General features: G+C 65.4%; 19 protein-coding genes. 3 read left to right on the top strand and 16 right to left on the bottom strand.

Annotated features, from left to right (window positions below; translation table 11 throughout):
• Positions 1-19 precede the first annotated feature (19 nt).
• From AKJ09_RS26120 to AKJ09_RS54380, 7 genes are all read right to left on the bottom strand, one after another.
• The gene (locus AKJ09_RS26120; RefSeq protein WP_146650302.1) at positions 20-382 is read right to left on the bottom strand and encodes a hypothetical protein; all 363 of its coding nucleotides are present in this window, start codon (positions 380-382) and stop codon (positions 20-22) included.
• Positions 372-2,084, bottom strand: a complete 1,713-nt coding sequence (locus tag AKJ09_RS26125; protein ID WP_146650304.1) for an integrin — start codon at positions 2,082-2,084, stop codon at positions 372-374. Before AKJ09_RS26125 ends, AKJ09_RS26120 begins: the two co-directional genes overlap by 11 nt.
• 9 nt (positions 2,085-2,093) lie before the next feature.
• Positions 2,094-2,684, bottom strand: a complete 591-nt coding sequence (locus AKJ09_RS26130) for a thrombospondin type-1 domain-containing protein (RefSeq protein ID WP_146650307.1) — start codon at positions 2,682-2,684, stop codon at positions 2,094-2,096.
• Positions 2,685-2,712: 28 nt separating this feature from the next.
• Positions 2,713-4,296, bottom strand: a complete 1,584-nt coding sequence (locus tag AKJ09_RS26135; RefSeq protein WP_146650309.1) for an IgGFc-binding protein — start codon at positions 4,294-4,296, stop codon at positions 2,713-2,715.
• Positions 4,293-5,576, bottom strand: coding sequence for a hypothetical protein (locus AKJ09_RS26140; RefSeq protein ID WP_146650311.1), 1,284 nt, complete (start codon positions 5,574-5,576; stop codon positions 4,293-4,295). Before AKJ09_RS26140 ends, AKJ09_RS26135 begins: the two co-directional genes overlap by 4 nt.
• Positions 5,577-5,851: 275 nt before the next feature.
• Positions 5,852-7,408 carry a DUF1565 domain-containing protein gene (locus AKJ09_RS26145; protein WP_146650313.1) on the bottom strand — a complete coding sequence of 519 codons (1,557 nt, stop codon included), beginning with the start codon at positions 7,406-7,408 and terminating at the stop codon, positions 5,852-5,854.
• Between the two features lie 210 nt (positions 7,409-7,618).
• Positions 7,619-7,810 carry a hypothetical protein gene (locus AKJ09_RS54380; RefSeq protein ID WP_205633808.1) on the bottom strand — a complete coding sequence of 64 codons (192 nt, stop codon included), beginning with the start codon at positions 7,808-7,810 and terminating at the stop codon, positions 7,619-7,621.
• A 235-nt stretch (positions 7,811-8,045) separates the two neighbouring features.
• On the opposite strand from AKJ09_RS54380, the gene AKJ09_RS26150 reads away from it, so the two are divergent.
• Positions 8,046-8,702 carry a hypothetical protein gene (locus AKJ09_RS26150; protein WP_146650315.1) on the top strand — a complete coding sequence of 219 codons (657 nt, stop codon included), beginning with the start codon at positions 8,046-8,048 and terminating at the stop codon, positions 8,700-8,702.
• A gap of 176 nt (positions 8,703-8,878) precedes the next feature.
• Here the strand turns inward: AKJ09_RS26150 and AKJ09_RS26155 are convergent, their stop codons facing one another.
• Positions 8,879-9,196, bottom strand: coding sequence for a TRL-like family protein (locus AKJ09_RS26155; RefSeq protein ID WP_205633809.1), 318 nt, complete (start codon positions 9,194-9,196; stop codon positions 8,879-8,881).
• A gap of 576 nt (positions 9,197-9,772) precedes the next feature.
• Between AKJ09_RS26155 and AKJ09_RS26160 the strand changes: the two genes are divergently transcribed.
• On the top strand, positions 9,773-10,096 hold the full coding sequence (locus AKJ09_RS26160) for a hypothetical protein (protein WP_146650317.1): 324 nt from the start codon (positions 9,773-9,775) through the stop codon (positions 10,094-10,096).
• 288 nt (positions 10,097-10,384) lie between these two features.
• Here the strand turns inward: AKJ09_RS26160 and AKJ09_RS26165 are convergent, their stop codons facing one another.
• From AKJ09_RS26165 to AKJ09_RS26185, 5 genes are all read right to left on the bottom strand, one after another.
• The gene (locus AKJ09_RS26165) at positions 10,385-11,104 is read right to left on the bottom strand and encodes a hypothetical protein (protein WP_146650319.1); all 720 of its coding nucleotides are present in this window, start codon (positions 11,102-11,104) and stop codon (positions 10,385-10,387) included.
• Positions 11,059-12,051 carry a hypothetical protein gene (locus AKJ09_RS26170; protein WP_146650321.1) on the bottom strand — a complete coding sequence of 331 codons (993 nt, stop codon included), beginning with the start codon at positions 12,049-12,051 and terminating at the stop codon, positions 11,059-11,061. The genes AKJ09_RS26165 and AKJ09_RS26170 overlap by 46 nt, the downstream gene beginning before the upstream one ends.
• A gap of 147 nt (positions 12,052-12,198) precedes the next feature.
• A complete protein-coding gene (locus AKJ09_RS26175) occupies positions 12,199-12,477 on the bottom strand; it encodes a hypothetical protein (RefSeq protein ID WP_146650323.1) in 279 nt (92 codons plus the stop codon).
• A 121-nt stretch (positions 12,478-12,598) separates the two neighbouring features.
• Positions 12,599-14,419 (bottom strand): hypothetical protein, encoded by a 1,821-nt coding sequence (locus AKJ09_RS26180; protein WP_146650325.1) that lies wholly within the window; start codon positions 14,417-14,419, stop codon positions 12,599-12,601.
• Positions 14,420-14,728: 309 nt separating this feature from the next.
• The gene (locus tag AKJ09_RS26185; RefSeq protein WP_146650327.1) at positions 14,729-15,892 is read right to left on the bottom strand and encodes a type VI secretion system tube protein Hcp; all 1,164 of its coding nucleotides are present in this window, start codon (positions 15,890-15,892) and stop codon (positions 14,729-14,731) included.
• A gap of 90 nt (positions 15,893-15,982) precedes the next feature.
• On the opposite strand from AKJ09_RS26185, the gene AKJ09_RS26190 reads away from it, so the two are divergent.
• Positions 15,983-17,812, top strand: coding sequence for a WD40/YVTN/BNR-like repeat-containing protein (locus tag AKJ09_RS26190; RefSeq protein WP_146650329.1), 1,830 nt, complete (start codon positions 15,983-15,985; stop codon positions 17,810-17,812).
• 464 nt (positions 17,813-18,276) lie between these two features.
• Here AKJ09_RS26190 and AKJ09_RS26195 read toward each other — a convergent pair whose 3' ends face one another.
• The 3 genes from AKJ09_RS26195 to AKJ09_RS26200 all read right to left on the bottom strand — a co-directional run bounded on the left by AKJ09_RS26195 (position 18,277) and on the right by AKJ09_RS26200 (position 20,174).
• Positions 18,277-18,657: a hypothetical protein gene (locus AKJ09_RS26195; protein ID WP_146650331.1), complete on the bottom strand. Its 381-nt coding sequence runs from the start codon at positions 18,655-18,657 to the stop codon at positions 18,277-18,279.
• Between the two features lie 264 nt (positions 18,658-18,921).
• Entirely contained in the window at positions 18,922-19,059 is a 138-nt protein-coding gene (locus AKJ09_RS53300; protein WP_169927871.1) for a hypothetical protein, read from the bottom strand.
• Positions 19,056-20,174, bottom strand: a complete 1,119-nt coding sequence (locus AKJ09_RS26200; protein WP_146650333.1) for a hypothetical protein — start codon at positions 20,172-20,174, stop codon at positions 19,056-19,058. The genes AKJ09_RS53300 and AKJ09_RS26200 overlap by 4 nt, the downstream gene beginning before the upstream one ends.
• Between the last annotated feature and the right edge of the window lie 44 nt (positions 20,175-20,218).

Below are 20,218 nucleotides of genomic sequence, written 5' to 3' on the forward strand. Positions count from 1 at the left end.
CCGTCCGAGCGTGTGTTGCTCAACTCGCGTCGCGGGAGGAATCGGGGCCGGCATCGCCGAGCGCACGGCAGATACCGACCGCCACGTCGCACCATTCCCCGGGCAGGCAGGATTGAAGGAGAACCCATCCCCCGTCGTCGCAGAGCTGGAGGTCCGAGCCGACGCAACGACGACGGCCTTCCTTGCAGACGGGCGGCGCTGCGGTATCCGTCGCGGAATCGCTCGCGGCGTCGTCGCTCGTCTTCATGACGTCGGACAGACCGCCTGCATCCGTCGCGGTTTCGGAGCTTTCGTTCTCGTTGCACGCAAAAACGGACACCGTAAGGGCAGAAGCCAGCAGGCCCGAGACCAGCGCGAGTCGCCCCTTCGTCTCAGTAGACATAGACCGCGCCGCTCATGTAGCTGTCCAGCTTGCTCTGGTCACCGCCGATCCCGGTGGCGCTCGAGGACTCGAGGCGCGCGCCGACGGCGATCCGAGAGCCGTCACCGGACATCGACACCGACCCGCCGAACTCCGAGAAGGCGTAGGTGTTCGAGGCCTTCACATAGGTGTCCTGTGACCACGTCGTTCCCGTGCGCGAAAAGACATAGGCAGCGCCGCTCTGTTTCGCACTCCCGTCGTTCTGGTTACCGTTGATCCCCGTCGCGGCCGAGTCCTCGTGCTCGGCGCCGACGATGAGCCGCGCGCCGTCCGCGGAGAGGGCCACGGACGCACCGAAGTAGGCTCCTGACCACGTGTTCGATGCCTTCACGTAGGCTTCTTGCGTCCACGTCGTGCCCGATCGAACGAACACGTAAGCCGCGCCGCTGTAGAGCTGCGGTGCCGTCTTCTGATCGCCGTTGCCGTCGATCCCCGTCGCGCTCGACTGCTCCATCATGGCACCTACGGCGAGCCTCGATCCATCGGCGGACAGAGCGAGGGCGCTGCCGAAGTCGTCGAGCAAGCTCGTGTTCGACGGCTTGACGTATGCCTCTTGCGACCACGAGGTCCCCCCCGTGCGCGCGAACACGTAGACGGCGCCGGCTGCGAAGGCGCTGTCGTCGGCTTGGTTTTGGTTGATCCCTGTCGCGTTCGACGACTCGCCATCCGCACCGACGGCGAGGTGCATTCCGTCCGCCGAGAGGGTGACGATACGGCCGAAACAGTCGTTGGCCCCGGTGTTCGACGCCTTGACGTACGCCTCCTGCGACCACGTCGTCCCGGATCGGACGAACACGTATGCGGCGCCGGATTGCCTCAGGCTGTTGTCGCTCTGATTCGAATTGATGCCGGTCGCGTTCGACTGCTCGCCGTATGCGCCAACGACGAGTCGCGTCCCGTCGCCGGAGATCGACACCGACGCACCGAAGGCGTCTCCCTCGGTGGCACTGGCAGAGCCCGTATTGGAGGCTTTGATATAGGCCTCCTGCGTCCACGTCGTTCCGGCTCGGACGAAGACGTACGCGGCGCCGCTCTCCGGCGAGCCGTTGTCGGCCTGATTCCCGCCGACGCCGGTCGCGCTGGAGTCCTCGCTCAGCGCGCCGACGACGAGCCGCGACCCGTCGGCGGAGAGTGCCACCGCCGTGCCGAACATGTCACCGGCTTCGGCGTTCGACGCCTTGATGTACGCCTCTTGCGTCCATGCCGTGCCCGACCACACGAACAGGTAAACCGCACCGGCGAGCGATGCGGAGTCGTCGGCTTGGTTTTGATTGATGCCCTTTGCGTTGGAGCTCTCCCCGCGCGCGCCGATCGCTAGGTATTTGCCGTCGGCGGAGAACGAAACCGCAGAGCCGAACGTGTCGTACGTACCCGTGTTCGACGCCTTGAAATACGTCGCCGAGCCGAAGGCGGGATATCCGCCGGCGTCCGGGGCGGACGAATCCGCATCGGCGTTGGCGGTCGTGCCGGAGTCGTTGCCCGGAGGCGGATCGCTGCTCGACGACGCGTTGGCGTCCGCCTTGCTCGGGATCGGGCTGCTCGCGTCCTCGTTGCTCGAGTCCGCGCCGCTCACGCCTTCGGCGGTTGGATCTCCGGCGCACGCACCGAGGGCGAACAGGACCAACGATACGGACGACACGATTCCGAACGAACGAAATCTCATGGGAGCCCTCTATTGGCAGGTGCCCTGGCCGCCGGGCAGCGTGGCGTTCGACGGGCTGCCGCCGATGGTGCATGCCTTGGCGCCGGTCCACAGGCACCCTGCGGCGAGGCACTTCGCGGCATAGTTCGCGAGCGTGTCCGAGCACCATTTCATGTCGCCGCCGCAGACGTTGTAGGGCATGACCGGGCAGCACTCCTCGCGCGGGCCACAGCAACCCGAGACGGTGCAGTCTTGCGAGTTGGTGCACTCCCCGCCGCAGAGCGTGCAGTTTACCGGTAGCCCGTCACGCCGCTTGCATTCGCGCGTGCGCGTCTTCGTGCCACTTCCGCACGTCACGCTGCAGTTCGAATAGTCGGACCACTCGCCGTAAGTGTAGTCGCCACTTGCGTCGACCTCCGCATCCGCGTTCGGCGCCGCGTCCTCGGCGCCCGCTTCGTTCGCAGGATTTTGTGACCCGGGGATGGTCGTTCCCGTCTGCGACGGCGCAGGGGCGGCGGGGGCACCGGTATCGGTTGTAGGCTCGCCCTCCGAGGCGCAGGCGGCGATCGCGCCGAGGGTCAGTGTGACGAGCGCAACGAGGGATTGGCTTCGCGAGATCATGGGCAGGCACCTCGGTTCTCGGACGAGATCACTTCAGTGGCGGCGGAGCGATGTGCTCCAGATCGAGGCCGGCGGGATACTGGTAGCTCGTGGACTTGCCGTACCCGAGCACCTGGAGGCCGAACGGTTCGGACGACTCGATGACGTGCGCGCCGCGGCTGCTCTTGTCGTCGAGGCGGATGCGATGCACCCCGAAGCCGGACGTCCCGATGGCCGTCGCGGCGGTCTCGATCGGAGCGCCGTCGAGCGTCAGCGTCGTGGTCATTGGATGAACGGCATCGACGTAACTCGTGTCGTAATCGTCCGGCGCGAGGAATACGTACTTCGTTCGATATTGCTCGACTGCAACGAGCGAGCTCATCGAAGGATCACCTTCGTTCGTGTCCGGATCCACGGCGTTGCCGCCGAGCATCAGCGTGATGACCGCGAAGGCTTGGTCGCCGACGATCTCGAAGTCCTGTTCCACGATGCCGAGGTCGACCACCTGGCCGGCATCGATCGTGGCGGGGGCGTTCTTCGGTGCATCTTGCGGGTACGTGAGCTTCGTTCCGTCGACGTTCCCGTAGATGCGCACGACGTGCCCGGGGACAGCGCCGTAGGGGCCCGTGGGCTGCTCGACGAAGTAATGCTTGCCGAGCGTCTCTGCCGGCAGCACCGACTGCTCGAGGTGGTCGCAGGCCATGATTCCTTGCGGAACGTTGAGGCACGGATGTCCGGCGATCACCTGCACCGGGTGATCGGCGATGACCAGCGAGCCGCTCAGGTCGCTGTCGTTCCCGCTCTGCGCCGCGACCTCCACGACGTCACCCGCGTTCATCGAGAATTCCAGCGTGCCCTTGGCGTCGGTCGCCGCGAGCCCGCCGCCCGCCAGTACCTTTGCCGTCGACGACAGCTGCACCTTCACCTTCGTGCCGTCGGCGGTGGCGGTGACTGCGAAGTAGGAATTCCCGTTTGCGCTCGCGACGCCCGTGATGCGGTAAGTCCCCGTGAGGGCGTTGGTCGGAAATAGAAGCGAAGCGTCGTTCGAATAGGACAGGCAGCTGACACCCGGACAGCCGAGATCGCCGGGGCACGCGGTCCAGTCCTTCTTCGCCGGCCCGCCGACCGGTGCGTATTCGAGCGCGTTGAACTGATAGACCGTGACCGGCCGGTCCGACTTCAGGTGATAGGCGCCGCCGGCCGCGTGCACGCTCGCGGGGAGGGCAGAGAGGACCGAGCCGCAGTAGTCGGAGTCCTTCCCTTTGAGCTCGGGAACCCAGGGCAGGTAGATCTTCGTCAGGCCGTTCGGCTCGACCGTGGCGGTGCTGACTTGTGCGCCGGCGCGCTCGACCTTGATGTTGGCGGGCCTCGTTCCCGCGTTGGCTACGACGACGGCAAAGTCGAATACGCTCCAGGCAACGTTGGCCACCGGCGTCGGCCACGCGTCGCACCCGATATACGACTTCGATTTCGCGGCAGCCTCGCAGGGGTCGCCCTCGGGGGCTTCACCGAACGACGAAGTGTCGCCGCCGTCCGGCGGTGGAGGCCCGAACGACCTGCGGCTGGACGTGCAACCGCCGATCACGGCGACGCCGGTGGCGAACAAGAAAGGTAGATGGTGCCAGCGAATCATTTGACCGGTCCCTTGCTGCAATCCTGGACCTGGCATTCCCCGTTGCCACAGCGTTGGTCCTTCGCGCAGGCGTGCCCGCAGCTGCCGCAATGGGCGGGGAAGTTCTGCGTGTCGACCTCGCAGCCGTCGGGCAGCTGCTTGTTGCAGTCCGCGAAGCCGGCCTTGCATTTGTACGTGCACTGACTGTCGATGCAGACGGGGCTGCCGTTTCCACCCTCCCACGGGCCGAGGCAGTCGCCCTGGCAGCTCCCGCAGTGGTGTGGATCGTTCGTCGTGTCGACGCACTCGTTCCCGCACCACGTCAGGCCGGGCGGGCAATCACACACTTGCTCGAGCGTCGTCGAGCTGGGCTTCGTGTGACAGACCTCGTTGCACTTGTTCCCGCACGCGCCGCAGTTGTCCTTGTTCTCGAACGTGTCGAGCTCACAGCCGTCGAACGCCGGGTTCGCGGGATCGGCGACGGTCTTTTCGAGGTCGCCGTTGCAGTCTCGCCACACGTGCGGAGGGATGAGCGACGCATCGCAGATCGGTTTGCACCCGGGTAGGCCACCCGCCGGATTGGGGCCGTCGCACGTGAAGACGATGTGCTTGGTGGCCAGCAGGGCCACGGTCTCTGCCGAAATCGACGAGTCGGGACATTGCCGCCCGCACGCCCCGCAGTTCTTGGCGTCGTGATTCAGGTCCTTGCACTGGAGCCCGCACGTGCCCGCTCCGCAGTTGGTCGCGCCGTTCGGACAGGCGGGCAGCGGATTGCCCCCGATGCAGATGTGGTCGCCGCGGGGATCGACCGGAGCGACCACTCCACAACCACCGCAGTTACGTGGATCGCACGCCAGCTGCGCGGAACATCCTTTGACCGGATCGCCGATCATCGGATCTGCGCCGAAGCAGTTGCGCATCGGACCGAACGGCAGATCGTCGGTGCAAAGGAAGACGCATTGGCCTTCGAGGCAAGCTGGTCGGGTGTGAGGCGGCGGCGCCCCGCCGTCGTCGCAGCGGGTACCGCAGCCCCCGCAGTTTTCGATGTCCGTCCGGACGTTCGCCTCGCAGCCGTCGCCCGCGTCCGCGTTGCAGTCCAAATGCAACGGCAGACACTCGTTCGACGGACACTGCGGTGGCCCGGCCTCGAGTCCCGCGTCCGTGACCGTGTCCGTGGGCAGCGTCGCTCCGGCCTCCGTCTCCGTCTCCGGCACGAACCTGTCCCTCGTCGTCGCGCACGCGGCGCACACGACGAGCGCAAGGGCGAAAGAGCAGACGATCGCGCGGTCAAGCTTGCTCATTGACGGCCGGCGCGAAACCTAGCCGTCGAGCTCTTTCAGACCCCGTTAAGTCTCCGCGATCGCGGTTAAGCCGTCCGGTGGAGCGTTAATCGGCGCTGAGATCGTTCAGACGCTCCTGGCAAAGCTCGATCTCGTCGGCAATCGCGCGTGGCTCCCGCCGCAATTCGGGAGAGTCGAGTCTTTCATGCGAATTGCCGAATAGGCAAGCGGCGATGAAACCGCTCCTCGCGCAATTTCCGTCGCGTCGAGGCCTGTCCACTTCATGGTCGCGCGCGTTAGAACTGGAGGCCCTGACCGGGTTGCGCCGTCACGATGCCGAAGTTGTTTCCGGGCACGAGCGGGACGGCGATCGCCCCGTCGACGAGTGACGCGGCGTATTTGCCGGTGGCGTCGGCGCCCTGAACATTCGCTTTCCATGTGTTGCCGACCGCCTGCACGACGGTGCTCGTCGGATAGAGCAGCAGTCCAACACCGGTGTCTCCGCCGAGAAGCGTGTTTCCTCCTGGGGAGGCCGCCGTTCCGAGATCCATATTCGCTCCGGTAACCGGACTCTTGTCGAAGCCCACCGTCACTGCACCGAAGTTGTTCGTGGCAGTGACCCGCGTGTTGCGCATTCGCACCTTGGTGGTCTCGTCGCAGACGAACAGCGCCACGGTTCCGCCGTTGATGACGCTCGATTCGACGTCCACCTGGGCACCGTTGCCAGCGAAGAGGGCGACCGAATACACGTTCGAGATCGTCATCGACGCGAAGGTCAGTGTGGCGTCGTCGACGGCAATGCCCATGCCGGTCGAATCGAGGATGTCGAACCCGCGCACCGCCGCGTTGGTTACCCCGGGCGGAACGACGACTGCGACGTTGGGCGACCCGAACTCCGCCCGAGCGCTGCCACCGGAGAACGTGTAGTTGCCGGAGCCGTTGAGCAGTGTCGCGATCGCACCCTTGCCCTTGTTGGGCACGTCTCCGATGAGCGCCACATCGCTCTTGAGGGTGAGCGGGAAGGTTTCGCCTGCGGCGCTGTCGTAGTTGCCGGGCGCGACCATGATCTCGACAGCGCCCTCCGGCACCGCAGTGAGCGCGTGCGTGAGCGTCTTCCACGGACTACCTCGAAGTCCCGTGTTCCCATCGCTCCCGACAGTCACGTCGACGAAATAGCGTTGCACGCAAGCGACAGTCACGTCCGTGACGTCCTTGCCGGTGACCGTGCCGCTTCCGTTCGTGACCTCGCACTCCTGCGGCGGCGCCTCCGGTGACGTCGTGACGGTGACGTCGTAAGCGTTGCCGTCGATCACCTTCTGCGTGAACGAGAACGTGGTGCCGCTCACCGGAAGGTCTTCGGCGCCGTTGTGCAAGACGAGGCCCGTACCCAACAAGCCGGTGACGGTTCCTCCAACCGTGTACTGGTTGGTCGTGCATGTGACATCGACGGATACGTCGGCACTCTCGATGGCGCCCTTGCCGTCGACGACCGTGCACGTCTGGGACGGATTCTTGGGCTGCGTCTCGACCGTCACGTCGTAGTTCGCGCCTGCGGTGAGCTCGATCACGAAGGTGCTCGTGCCATCGGTGGAGACGGCGAGTTTGTCCTGGCCGTTGTTCTCGAGGACGAGACCGTCGCCCTTCAGTCCCTTCACCGACACTCGGACGGCGTGAAGTTGGGCCTTGGGCGGCGCATCCTCGTTGCTCCCGCCGAGGCCGGCGTCCGAGGCCGGCGTTTCGGCAGCGCTCGGTATCGAGCTGGCGCCCTCCTCGTCGGAGCTTCCACACGCGATCGTCGGGCAGAGAAGCAAGGCAAGCACGGACGCGTGACGCATCCATCGAGCAGCAATCATTCGAGCCTCCGGTAGCGAGTCACGCCGCTCAGGCCGCGAACCGCCAACCTGCCACCCTAATCAGGCATCTCCCGTCGTCTAGCGCGTTCTCGAATCGAGACGGCGCTGTGATTCACCTTCTCCATGCTGTGTTCCGCTGCCCGCTCGTCTCGAGAACTGGCACGTCGTGCGACACCTCTCTCGATTCGGGGCGACGGCGTGACGACTTCGTCACGGAATGAGCTTCGCCAGGAACATGTCGTCGGGCACGGTCACGCGCACGGTCAATGTCGACTTCGAGTGCAAGGGTCGAATCCCTACGGTGCACGAAGTCGAATACGCAAAGAGGGCGGGCATGAGGACGACGCTCTCCTCGGGGCCTTTCGAGTAGCGAGTATCGACGATTGCATCGACATTCCTCACCTCGATGACACGGCGCCGGGCACGGCCAGGTATTGCGCAACCTCGATGCGTTGTACTTCGCATGGCCAGCATTGCCGCGCTCTGCCACGAGGGCAGGGGAGCGTCCCCAGTATCGAGCTCTTCCGGACGCGTCTCGAGACTGCGATTGAGGCGTCGGCGCGAGCATGGATCCAGCGGCGCGACGTCGATCGCTCGCTCATCCCACCGACAATTGCGGTAGTACGTCGATGCCTTGATGCGTTGTCGATTGATCGGCGTGGTGGTTCTCGCGCTCCTCGCGCAAACGTCGCGCGCTCGCGCCGATGAAGGCCGTGCGAACGCGGGCGATGCCACCCCCGCAGCTCCTGCCACTTCGAACGCACCGACCCCCCGTGCGAACGCCATCGAGCGCGAGCCGTCGTTCGACAATGCTCCACTCGCGGTGCGACACCAGCGGGTGGAGTACGGCCTTCAGGTGTCGAAGATTCGTTCGCGTATTTCGGGCGCCGATCCCTGGCAAAACGGTCTCGACATCACGGCTTCGTTGGGCCTCTCGCCGCGTGTACCGTGGCTTCGCCTCGCCGGTTTCCAAGCCTTCGTCTTCCGAGCCTTCGACTCGAAGAGCTTCTCGGTGACACCCTTCTTCCAGGGCCTCGAAGGCGGTGTGAAACTCGGATTCCTGGAGCTCGGTGCGAGCGTCGGGGTATCTGCGGTATCCGTCGATATCGCGCACACGGATTGGAGCGTAGGCTTTCTTCAGCCTCGAACGAGCGCTCTCGCGGGCCTCTCGTTCCGAGACGTCCATCTGCGCGCACTCGCGTTCTCGGAGTACTACTGGCGCTGGGTTGGCCGCGATAGCGCGCTCGTCCAGGGCCTCGGAATTCAGCTTATCATCGGCGTCCCGGCCCGCTGAAGACGCGTTCTCGCGTGCGCTGGGGGGACAGGCTGAATCCGGAACTCGTGTCCGAAGCTCGTCGCTAGAACTCGTGATTCGATATCGATCGGCGAATCTGTCGACAGGCTAAGTGGGTAAGAAATGCGCCCCCCCCCCGAGGGAGGCAGGAACCCGTCCTCGTCGAGAGAGAGAGATTACTCGCCGTGGACGACGGTGCAGTACTTGGCATAGACGCCAAGGATGCTGCTGACCTCGGTGTCGACGAGCGAGACCTTGGTGATACCGCCAGCCGCCGCCGCCGCCTGAGCCGACGCGTCGCCCGTGGCGACGATGCCGAGGATCGAGGACGAGCAGGACTCGCCACGCTTCGCGCCGAGCGGGTTGCCCGTCGCGCTCTGGTGCGCCTGGCTACCGTTGTAGACGAAGCCCGTGACGGGGCTCGCAGCCATGGCGCAGCCCGACGAGAGGGCGAGGAGACCGGCGAATCCAGCGAGAGACACGATTTTGTTCATTGCTCATTCCTGTTGTTACGACACGCCCGCCGCTCGACCTTCGTTGCAAAATGAAACGAGCTGAACGGCGTGGCACGATGCCAGCGAGTGGCGTCGTGAGGCCGCATGACACGATGCGGACGCATGCTCCGTCAAGGTTTGATCTACGCTCGGGAGGATCGCGATCTTCCCCACGAGCGGAGTCCACGCGCGGGGCGAACGGCGCGGCGGGCGAAGCGCTGCACGCGAACCTTCTCCCTGTAAAATAGGCAACTCGTTGCGAGTCGCCCGGAGGGAAGGTCGAGGGCCGCGGGGCCAGGCACGAATCGCTCGTGCCGTCGATACCTCCCAACGGCGTACGTCGGGACGTTTTCGCTCGCGGGCGGCGACAAGAAATTGTCACGGAAACCGCGCGCCGTTTGAATTCTGGCACACGACGTTCGTCGAACGAAGATTTTCCTGCGAGCGTCCGGTCGCGTGTGTCGGCGGCCGCGTGGCAGTTCCGCGATTGAGATGCCGGTCGAGCAGACGAGGGGCCGCGCGGCACGCGGGTAAATCGGTAACGCGAGCTACACGCTCGTCGACGTCCGTTCACTCGTGGGCGGTTCGAAAACGAAGCTTGCGCTCATCGTCGTCGGAGCGATCTCCGAGCCCGTCGTCGAAGCCGCCGGCAACGGGGATGTCAGCGGAACCTTGCGCGGTCGTGCGTATGTTTACCGCTCCGACACGCGCGGCATCGTGTGCGTCGCCGACATCGATGTTCGCAACTCTCCCTCGATCGACATTCGCTACAGGGAGCTCGCGACAGCGGTCGACAATTCGAATCGAACGGAGGCGGCGGAGCAGAGGCTCGTTCGTGATCTCGACGTCCAGATTCGCCGCGCGCTTGCTGCCGAACTTCGTACGCCAGCCTCGCGCTGACCGGCGTCGGCCGCGCATTATTCGCAAACACCAGGCGGGCAAGGTTATATCGACAGTTACCGCCTCATCCTGGATACCGCCCCGGTGAAGGCGGACACGCTTAGCGGCGAACCCGGACAGGCAGGAACCGATGGTTCCAGCGCATCGAGCATCGGTGCGCTCTCGGCCGACGCGGGCGTCGCGGAGGACGTCCACGCTTTTTGAACGACGCTCGAGAGTAGAACCAAGCGCGCGCTCCGACCTACGCAGGGGAGCGCGCGCGCTCAGCCGTCGAGGCCTAGCCGTGGCTCAGAGCCGATACAGGTAGCCGGCAGAGAACAACAAGACGTGATCGATGTACTGGTACGACTCGTTGACGACCGTGCCAGTTCGGACGAGCCTGGCTGTGTGGTCGAGCCACGTGATGTGCGCGATCCACGCGAGTTCGAAGTATCCACCCGAATGGCGGCCTGCGATGTCGACGCCGCAGAGGAGTCCGCCGTTCGCGCCGAGCCCCGTACCATACGAATGCTGTACCGCGCGGCCTTCCCCTGCCTGGCTCGGCGCCAAGGTGACCCCCAGCGGCGCGGAACAATACCCGCCAAAAATCCCCTCTCGCGCATGCACCTCCGGCCCCAGCGACAGATCGATGCGGTAACGCTCGTCGCCAGCTGTTTCCGCCCAACGCGTGTTCCAAATGCTGAACCGCGTCAATCCCATCACTCCAAAGCGCTCACTCAGCGCATGCGAATAGCCCGCATGAAATCCAAAATAGAGGTTGCCCCCCTCGTCAGCGGCTCGCTTTCCATCAATCCAGAAGGGGCCCGAAAAAAGAGCTCCGAACTCAGTGCCGAGGAAAAGCCGTGATTGTTGGCGGGGCGGCGGGGGGGCGGCGGGGGTGACGACGACCGAATCCGCACCAGCGACGCGTCCCCACGAGAGCATGCCCAGGACAGCGGCTCCAATCAGGATGATTCGATTCCTCACGGCGCGTGCTCGCAAGTGCCCGTCATGGGCGGCAAGGTCCATTCGACGGACCAGGTGTCCAGAAGAGACGTTCGTTGGATCACGAGCAATTCGCCGACTTGCTCGAGGAGGAGCGCGTGAGGATCGGCGCGGTCGGCCCTGTCCGTCGAATCGACCTTCGAAATTTGATTCCAGAAGACGGCTGTGTCGGGCATGCCGGCAATGCGAACGATGACGGCGTCACACGCCCGCGCCGGTAGGGTGCCGGCATCGGGGTGATTGCTCTTGTCCGACGCGTCTCGCCAGTCCGAGTCGAGCGGCACGGAATCCGCGCTGGGAGCGGACCAGCACCGATCGAATACGAAGTTTTCGGGTTGAAGCAGCGATTGAGGAGCCGTCGCCACCACCGCGCAATCGGGGGGGACGTTTGCTCGGAAGAGGACCACGTCAACGTCGCGGTGGGTCAGGTTGATCAGGTACGCCGAGCTCTGGAACGTGGCTACGTCTCGGCTCGTCGCGACGCAGGCAAAAGCACCGAGGAGAGCTCCAAGCCGGTGCACGGCACGGCGTAGGCGAAAGGGCTCGCGCCCAGCGCGCTCGCATCGACTGATCCGCCAAGCGAGCGGAAGAACGGCGAGAGCCGCCAGATCCGTCCCGTCCGACCAGATGCGCCATGACAGCCCGCCGAGTGACGCCGCCCAGACGAGCAGTGATGCCGCTTTCGACGAGAGCTTGATCGCGATGAATGGAACCGCCACGGACGCAAGGCACGCGAGCCCTCCGCCACGAGACTTCGGCCGAACGAGCGACGCGACGAGGACCGGAGCCACGATGAGCCCTGCGAAGTCACTCAGCTTCCCCGTGACCGCACCGGCCATGGGGGAGCGCTTCAGCGCGAAGTCGTTCACGAGCAGGAGCGCCAGCGCGATCCACCAAAGCGGATGTGTCAGCGGGGACCGCCATCCATCCGTCGCTTCCTTCTCGCCCGTTGGCCGCCTGCTTACGAACATTCAGTCCACGGTTACGACCGCGCGAGCGATCGTTCGCTCCCCCAAGCACGGCTCGTACCGACGCCGAATTTGCGAGTCTCGCAAAGCTTCGCGCGCTCGTCCATCTCTGCAGTCGGCGAGCGAGTCGCTAAGAGACGTCGCGCGCGCTCAACGCGGTGGAGGCAGAGGCGACGCGACCGACGGACAGGACCACGTCTTGTTCGTGCAGTAACAGTCCGGCGGTTCTCCCGGAGTAGCGATGGGAGCGATCTCGCTCATTGGGCCCGTGAATCGGCACATCGCCCCTTCCTTCGTGCACGGAGCCCCCGTCTGCACCCGGCCGTTGCAGGGATTGCCGGCACCGGCGTCGCCAGGCGTCGTCGGTTCGTGCTTTCCGCAGCCAACGGAAGCGACTGCAAGGAAGACGAGGAGGAACGCGCGAGCCATCTTGGCTAGCGTACGAGAGGCCATCCATGGATGGCTCGAAATTTTCTCGATCGAAGCCGATCCAGAGGCGAGAGCTTCGAAGCGACCATGGGGCGTGCACGCCTCGTCGAACGACACTGAGCTATTCGCCAAACTCCACTCGGACGACGCGAAGCCGCTTTTCGACCGCGGCGCCGACCGACTCTCCGTAGAGCGTGTGCAGGTGGAAGGCGCGCGGGAACTTGGCGGCGAGTTGCTCGTAGCGGAGCGCTACCTCGCGCTTTGGGGGGCGAGGGCGATCGACGGCGACGAAACCGTGTGGCCGGGCCTGATCGCCGAAGCGAATGCGATAACCGGTGAGCAGTGAACGGCTGCGCCCCAACGCGACGTCCCAGCCGTCGTAGACTTCGCCTGCCACTGGGCGCTTCGCCATCATCTCTCTCGCCATCTCGTCGGTCACATTTCGTCCGTGACGCCATGGCTCGGCGTGAGAGACGTCCCGCGTGATCAGGCCCGCGGTGTCGTAGATGCGAACGCCCGTGTAGTAGCCGACGGCGCCGATGTCCCGCCCGACGAACCAGCTCGACGAGATCGGAGAGGCACTCGCCTCGAGGACGCCCCATGCCTGGGTGATCTGGCCCATGTCGTAGTTGCTCATTTGCGCAACGTGGGGTGGCTCGACACGGCGAAAGGCGAGCAGGGTGTCGTTCCACTTCTCTGCAGACTTGGGCTTTCGAAACCGGTTCTTGTCGACCTCGAGGACGCTGACGCGGTGGTCGAGCCTCGCGACCTCGGCGCTGCTCGCGGTGAGCGCGAAGAGACCCATCAGGATTCCGGCAGCGTACGGCGCGCGAGCGTCCTTGGGCATCGACCGCAACGATGCCTCGACCGCCAGGGCGATCCCGAGCGGTGCAAGGATCGTCACGGGTAGAAGGTGACGAAGACTCGGCATCCAATCGACCTCCACGTTGCACGTGAAGAGGATGACGGCCGCGGAGATGGCGAACGGTCCGAGACGTGATCGCGCGAATCCGAAGATTCCGAGGAGGACCGTGCCGACGCCGAGGACGAGGCGTTCCCATCTGCCCACGCCTTCGGCATAGAGAGGTGCCAACTTCGAGAGGGCAAACCGGGCGCCTTCGCCTTTGACGTAATACGTATTGGCGAAGACGTCGTGGTAGTACCAAACGCGGATTCCGAGAGCGGCCAGGAGTACGAGCGCCGTCGCTCCGAGGGCGGGGGCCCGTGCCGCGAGCCTGGATTTCCAGAGCGCCGGTGATGCCACGAGAACGGATTCGGCGGCGAGAACGGCAAGCAGCACGGGTGACTCGGGCCGTGAGAGCCCTAGCGCGATCATCGAAACGGTTGCCGTGATCGTTGCTCGACGCCGGCTCGAACCGCCTTCGGAAGGCGGGATATCGAACGAACGCAAGGTGACGGCCGTCCACACCAGCAGGGCGAGATGCAGTGGTGTCTCCAGGCCGAGGAGGGCCCAGGAAACGACGTACGAATTGGCGGCGAGGCAGCCGAGAGGCAGGATGGCCGTCCACGCGCCGAGGCCCATCACGTCGCGCCCGAGTCGGTAGAGGCCTACGAAGAGCAGCGTGAGGGAGGCTAGGCCGAGGAGCTTCGTGAAGAGGACGCCTTCGATGCCGAGCGCAAGGCCGACCGCCTGCAGGAGCATCCACAGTGGACTCGAATAGCCCTCGACCGCCTCACCGACGTTGAAGACTGCGCCGTGACCCGACGCGAGATTTTCCGCGTATCGAAGGGAGATGAACAGATCGTCGACGACGCGAGGAAAGTAATACGCGACGTGAACGAGCGCGCCGATTCCGACGGCGGCCAGGAGCGCCCACCGTGCGAGCACCAGCGTTCGCGCGTCGAGCGTGAGGATGGACCCAAGGCCGTCGTGCTTGCTCGAGGCGTTGGGGGAAAGGTCGGATGGCTGAGCGCGTCTCAAGGAAATTCCCTTCGAGCGCGCACCGGAAAGCTCACGGGCCTCAGCGCGCGCGCGCTGCAATGCAAGCCGAGGGCCCGACCTCCCGACGTTCGAGCGGGCTCCAATCGTGCCGATAAATGGCTCGCGCGCGATTGGAGCGTGGCACGGGCTGTGCCGTCACCGCGACGACCGCGTCAGATCGCCGGGCATGGAGCGCGTGGAACCGGCTCCGCTAAAGCTCAGCGTTGCGTAGGGAGATCGAGCTCATGAGGACGCTCGCTACCGACGTTGCTCGTTCGTCGGAGCGGGCTCCTCGACCTCGGGCAACGTTCAGGGGGCGCAGCTCGCGACGTTCGTCTTCGTGCCGAAATTCCAGCCCGTGGTGGCCTCGTTCGTGACGGCTCCCGTCGTCGGATCGAAGCTCCGTGTCGTGCGGATGAGCGCCAGCGGACGAAGTGAGAGGTTCTGCACGACACCCGACGTCGATCCTTGGAAGCGGACCGAGGAGAGAAGCGTCGAGCACCCGAGCCAGGTGGTGTCGCTCTTCGGGCCAAGCGCGGCGCTCAGCGGTGACATGACGTCCACGACGACCTCGCGCGCGACCGAGCCGGCGCTGATGCGACGGAAGGCGCAGACACCACTCTTGTCGAACGAGCTGGAGATATCGAAGCGCGTCAGGTCGGTCTTGAACATACCGCTGCCGGCACCGCCGCCTCCGGTCGCCGTGGCGTCGAACTCGATATCCAGACGATCGATGCGCATCTCGTTGGGCGGGATCGGCCACGCGGGATTCGGGCTGTGGGCGTACGGCCCGAGGTCGACCGTACCGGTGGCGTTGGCGCACGCGCATGTATCCATGCATTCGCCGGCGGCGGTCGCCGCGTTGTAGGTGGCCGAAGACGTCCCGCTCTCCACGCGCAGAGAGGTCGGCGCGATGGCGAACGTCTCCACGTAGGTGGTGCCGCCCGCGGCGAGGGTGGCGCTCTCGTGCGAGCTGAAGATCCAGTCGGCGAGCGTGACGAAGGGGACGGGCGCGCCGCCGCCGGTTGGGATCAGCGAGAGCGTCGCCGAGGGAAAGTGCGTTCCTTCGAAGAGCGCGTTCAAGAGAGCCGTTGTCTCCGGGCCCGCACGCAGCTGGAGTTCGACGGGCGCGAGCGTTGCCTTGCCGCCACTGGGGCTGCCGCCGCCGACAGGAATTGCCACCACCGCGTCGACTCCGAACGAGAACGACGTCACGTCGAACTCCGTCGCAGGGCCCGAGGGCGTTCGCTTCACGGCCAGCTTGGCGATCGTCCGGACCTCCGTGGTCACGACGCCGCCTTCGTTCTCCTTCACGCCCGCGTCCGCCGTCGCCTCCGTCGTGCCCGGCGCGCCAACCGTGCCCGGCGGTCCGGGAGGTCCAGCAGCGCCTTGCGGTCCAGGATCTCCCTGCGAGCACGCAGCGATTCCGGAGAGCGCGAGCACCACCGACGCGAACCACGAGTTCTTCCCCATGGCTCGAGCGTACCATCTTTGCTGCGATGGACTCTCGTGTCGTCGTTTTGCGGGGAAGGTCGGTGAGCGTGCCTACGTAGGTTCCGTCGCATGCTCTCACGACTCCTCGTTTGCTTTGCTGGAATCTCCCTTCTGCTCGCCGTGGCTTGCGGCTCGGAGCCGGCCGGCGATCCATCGTCCTCCTCTTCGCCAAACAGCGCGAATGCCAGGGGCGGAGCGGATGACGGCTCGGATGCCGCGCCGAACGACCCTTCGAACGACCCTTCCACGGATCCGAAGACGAGCTGCGCGGACGCGTGCACCGAAGGCGCTCGGTCGTGCGAGGGGGCGGGATTTGCTTCGTGTGAGCGCGGACCGAGCGGGTGCACCGGATGGTCGGCCATCGAAAAATGCGCTTCCGGGGAGTTCTGTTCGGCCGGAAGGTGCACGAAGAGCTGCACGAACCAATGCACCGAGGGCAGCGTGCAGTGCTCGGCGACCTCGAATGGGATCTCCACGTGCGCAAAGCAACCCTCGGGCTGCACCGATTGGAGCGCGCCCGTCGCCTGCAGCTCGCCGAAGGTGTGCTCGGGAGGCCAGTGCGTTTCGCAGTGCACGAACCAGTGCACGGTCGGCGCCAAGCAATGCTCGGGTATCGGAAATGGCGTCGCCACGTGCGTGCTCAAGCCCTCGGGCTGCACCGACTGGGATGCGCCTGTAGCGTGCGACGGGAACACGGCGTGCTCGGGAGGTCAGTGCGTTTCGCAATGCACGAACCAGTGCACGGTCGGCGCCAAGCAGTGCGCAGGCGTCGGCAACGGCGTGGCGACGTGCGTGGTCAAGGCGTCGGGCTGCACCGACTGGGACACGCCCGCGCCGTGCGATGCGAACAAGACATGCTCGGGCGGACAATGCCTCACGCAATGCACGAACCAGTGCACCGCCGGCGCCAAGCAATGCTCGGGGCAAGGCGTCGCGACGTGCGTGGTGAAGCCGTCAGGCTGCACCGACTGGGACACGGCCGTGGCCTGCACGGGCGGTCAAACGTGTGCGGGCGGCGTCTGCCAAGGCGGCGGCCCCGTGACCTGGCGGGTCGCTGCGTCGCCCACCACACAGATGCTGCGGGACGTGTGGGGAGCCAACGCGAGTGATGTCTGGGCCGTCGGCGACGCCGGCAGCCTCCTTCACTACGACGGAGCGGCATGGTCGGCCGCCAACTCGGGGACGACGGCCGATCTGGTATCGATCTGGGGTTCGAGCGCCAGCAACGTCTGGGCCGTCTCGACCACGAACGCGGAGATCCTCCACTACGACGGCACGAAGTGGACGAAGTCGACGCCGCTCGCCACCGCCGCCTTCTTCAGCACCATCTGGGGCACCGGCGCGAACGACGTCTGGGCCGCGGGCGCAATCAAGAACGGAGGCGGAACGTACAGTCAGTTCCTCGGCCATTTCGACGGCACGACCTGGTCCGCGGTCACCGGCACGGCGGCTCCCTCCATGGGAGGCTGGTTGGGGAGCGTTTGGTCGAACGTTCCCAACGATGTCTGGGTGTTCGACGGCCTCGGGAACGCTTCCCACCTCCGGGGCGGAACATGGACCGCGATCTCGCAGGTCGGCTTCAAGGCCATGGGGACCAGCCCGAACGATGTCTGGTTCCCCTACGGCAGCTACATCAAGCACTACGACGGTACGACCGTCAGCTCGGTGACCTCGCCGTTTGCCAACGGTCAGTGGTACGACGTGTTCACCCGTACCTCGACGGATGCGTGGATGGTGGGAACGAGCGGACGCGTCATCCACTTCAACGGCGCGGCCTGGTCCGTCGACTCGAATGGGACGGGACTCACGACGAGCGCTCTCTGGGGCGTGTGGGCGAATAGCTCGAGCGACGTCTGGGCCGTCGGCGACAAGGGAGTGATTCTCCACCTCGGCTCATGATCCGACGCTGTCGACTCGGCGACCGCGGTGCTTTGCCGGCGAGCCATGCGTCCTTTCGGGACGCGGCAACCTAAACACGATCGCCCGGAGCCAGATCCAAACCTGTTGACCTGAGATCCGCCGGAGATCACGGTGTCGCGAGCTTCGGAAGGCGACCATGGCGAGAGCTGCTCCACCTGGGCACGTGTCGGCGTCAGCCACGCGTCGACACGTTCGGAGCCGGCCCACAACCTCAGGCGATCGTCGAGGTCGGGGCAATCGACGCGACCTCCATGCCGCGGTACACGACTCGAAACGCCGATCGGTTTCGCGCAGTCGGAAAATCCATGGGCTACGTCAATGGGTTCTGGTTTCGCGTCGTAGACCCTCGTGGACGTGTTTGCGCGCGGAATAGCCGCCCCAACGGGCGCAGAGCAGGAACCGTCTCCTGCCCCTGCGCAGGCGAGGGACAGGAGACGAATGCCTTAGCGAGCGAGGAAGTCCGTCAGCGCGAAGTCGACCGTCCGAAACGTCGTGTTGTCGTGGTTGATCGTGAACGGCGGAATGACGAGCGTCCGACTGACCGCCGCGCCGTTGGCATCCAGAAACGTCGCCGCTCCCGTGTAGTTGTTCGGGGCGAGATCGATGTTCGTCTGGAAGCTGCTGCAGGCCGCGAATCGCGTCGCGGCCGTAGCGCCGGCGGGGTCGACGACGACGACGCGCATTTGCGTTGCCGGTCCGCACGCCGTCGGATTCGTCGTGCCGGCAATCGTCCAGTTCTGTTGCAGCGTCCCGTCGTCGTTGCTGCTGGTACATCCCATCCCACTCATGACCAGCGCTCCGAGTCCGATCGAGATCCACTTCATGTGGCCTCCTTCCTGGACATGGGATTCGCAGGGCACGTGCCATCGTTCGACGGGGTGCGTCCGGGAAGGGCATCACTTCGGCCGAGAATCCGTGGTCGCTCAACGCCGGTCCGGCGACCACAACCGTGGCGCGAGCACGCCAGGTGTATCGAGACGCCACAAGCAGCGCCCACGCGCCACATTGCAGCTTTCGACCACCGAGCGTCGACGGGGCGGATCCGGCCGCCACGGTAGCGCGCCCAGACCGAACGTCGCCAACACGCTTCAATCGCAGCGATAGCTCGTAACGCTGGTGCCCGAGTCGATCGGTCCGCCGTCGACCGCTTTGCATCCATTTTCGTCCGGCGGCCGCGTATCGTCACCGCCAAGCCGCGCGGGCGCCGCCGTGAAGTAGACACTCATCGAAATGGCATCGCACGCATATCCAGCGACGAAATCGAGCTTGCTCGTTTTGGCGATGTCGAGACCGTCACACACTTGCTTCTTGATGATTCCGTAGATGGCGGGATTCTGGCAGACGCGCCCGGTTCCGACGCTGGGGGCAGGGTCGCCGAACCGGCGGCCGCGAGGAGATCCGTTGCTGCGACGCGTCCTGCGATGAGGCCGTCGTCCAGCCGGTAGAACCGTGCTTCCTTGTCGGTCGCGGGAGACCGGGTCGGATCGCGAGGCTGCAGATCTTCGCCGAGCGGCACGAGCGTGCCGAGCGAGACGGGGGAGCCCATGGTCATCCCCACGTCTCCGAACGGAATCGCGATGCCTCGATCGAGTGAGACGACGAGCTGGTAGTCGTTGACGTAGCCTGCGGCATACGAAATCGGAAATCCGTCGACGGTCGTGTTCGGGAAGACCGACCATTGGTCGTCGCCGCACCAGCCCGGCGAATAGTAATCAGAGCCGATTGTCGGGATGGAATCCGGGCAATTCGAGCTCCGTATGCCGTTGGTCTCGACGATGCCGACCTCCACGTCGCGATCGTTCGCGAGGCCGTTGTACTTGCGAAGCACGATGAGCGCGTTCTGATGACCCAGCTGGATGCTGCTGTTGACCCCAGCGAAGTCGTCGAGGTTGAACGCGCTCGAAAACGAGGCGACTGCAGTCGCGAAATAGTTGTCGACGCCGCCGTCATCATCGCAGATCGGGGCGCCCTTGCGCACGCACGAGGGCTCGCCGCCATGGGCGGTCGTCGGGTGCGTGTCGCACGTGCAAACCTGGTCGAGATCGATGCCAAGGCGCGAGGCGCTGCCGCCACTCAGCGAGAAGTGGTTCATCGCCATCACGATTGTCGGCAGCTCGCGCGCAGGGTCGTCGTCGCGCACGGGAGGGGCGGGGAGGCTCGCGTGGTCACATGGGCCGGTCGCGGGCACGGGCACGGAGACCTCGTTCGAGTCCCCACCGTCGACGAACGGCGTCTCGACGCCGCCCTTGTCGATACGCTCGATCCCCGCGACGAACTGACATGCTGCGAGGACCGAAGCCGATGCAAACGAAGCGATCGCGATGCTTTGCCGGCGAACCATGCGTCCTTTCGGAGCGCAGCAACGTAGTCGAGCCGAACAAATAT

It is taken from the genome of Labilithrix luteola (genome assembly GCF_001263205.1).
Classification (GTDB): domain Bacteria; phylum Myxococcota_A; class Polyangia; order Polyangiales; family Polyangiaceae; genus Labilithrix; species Labilithrix luteola.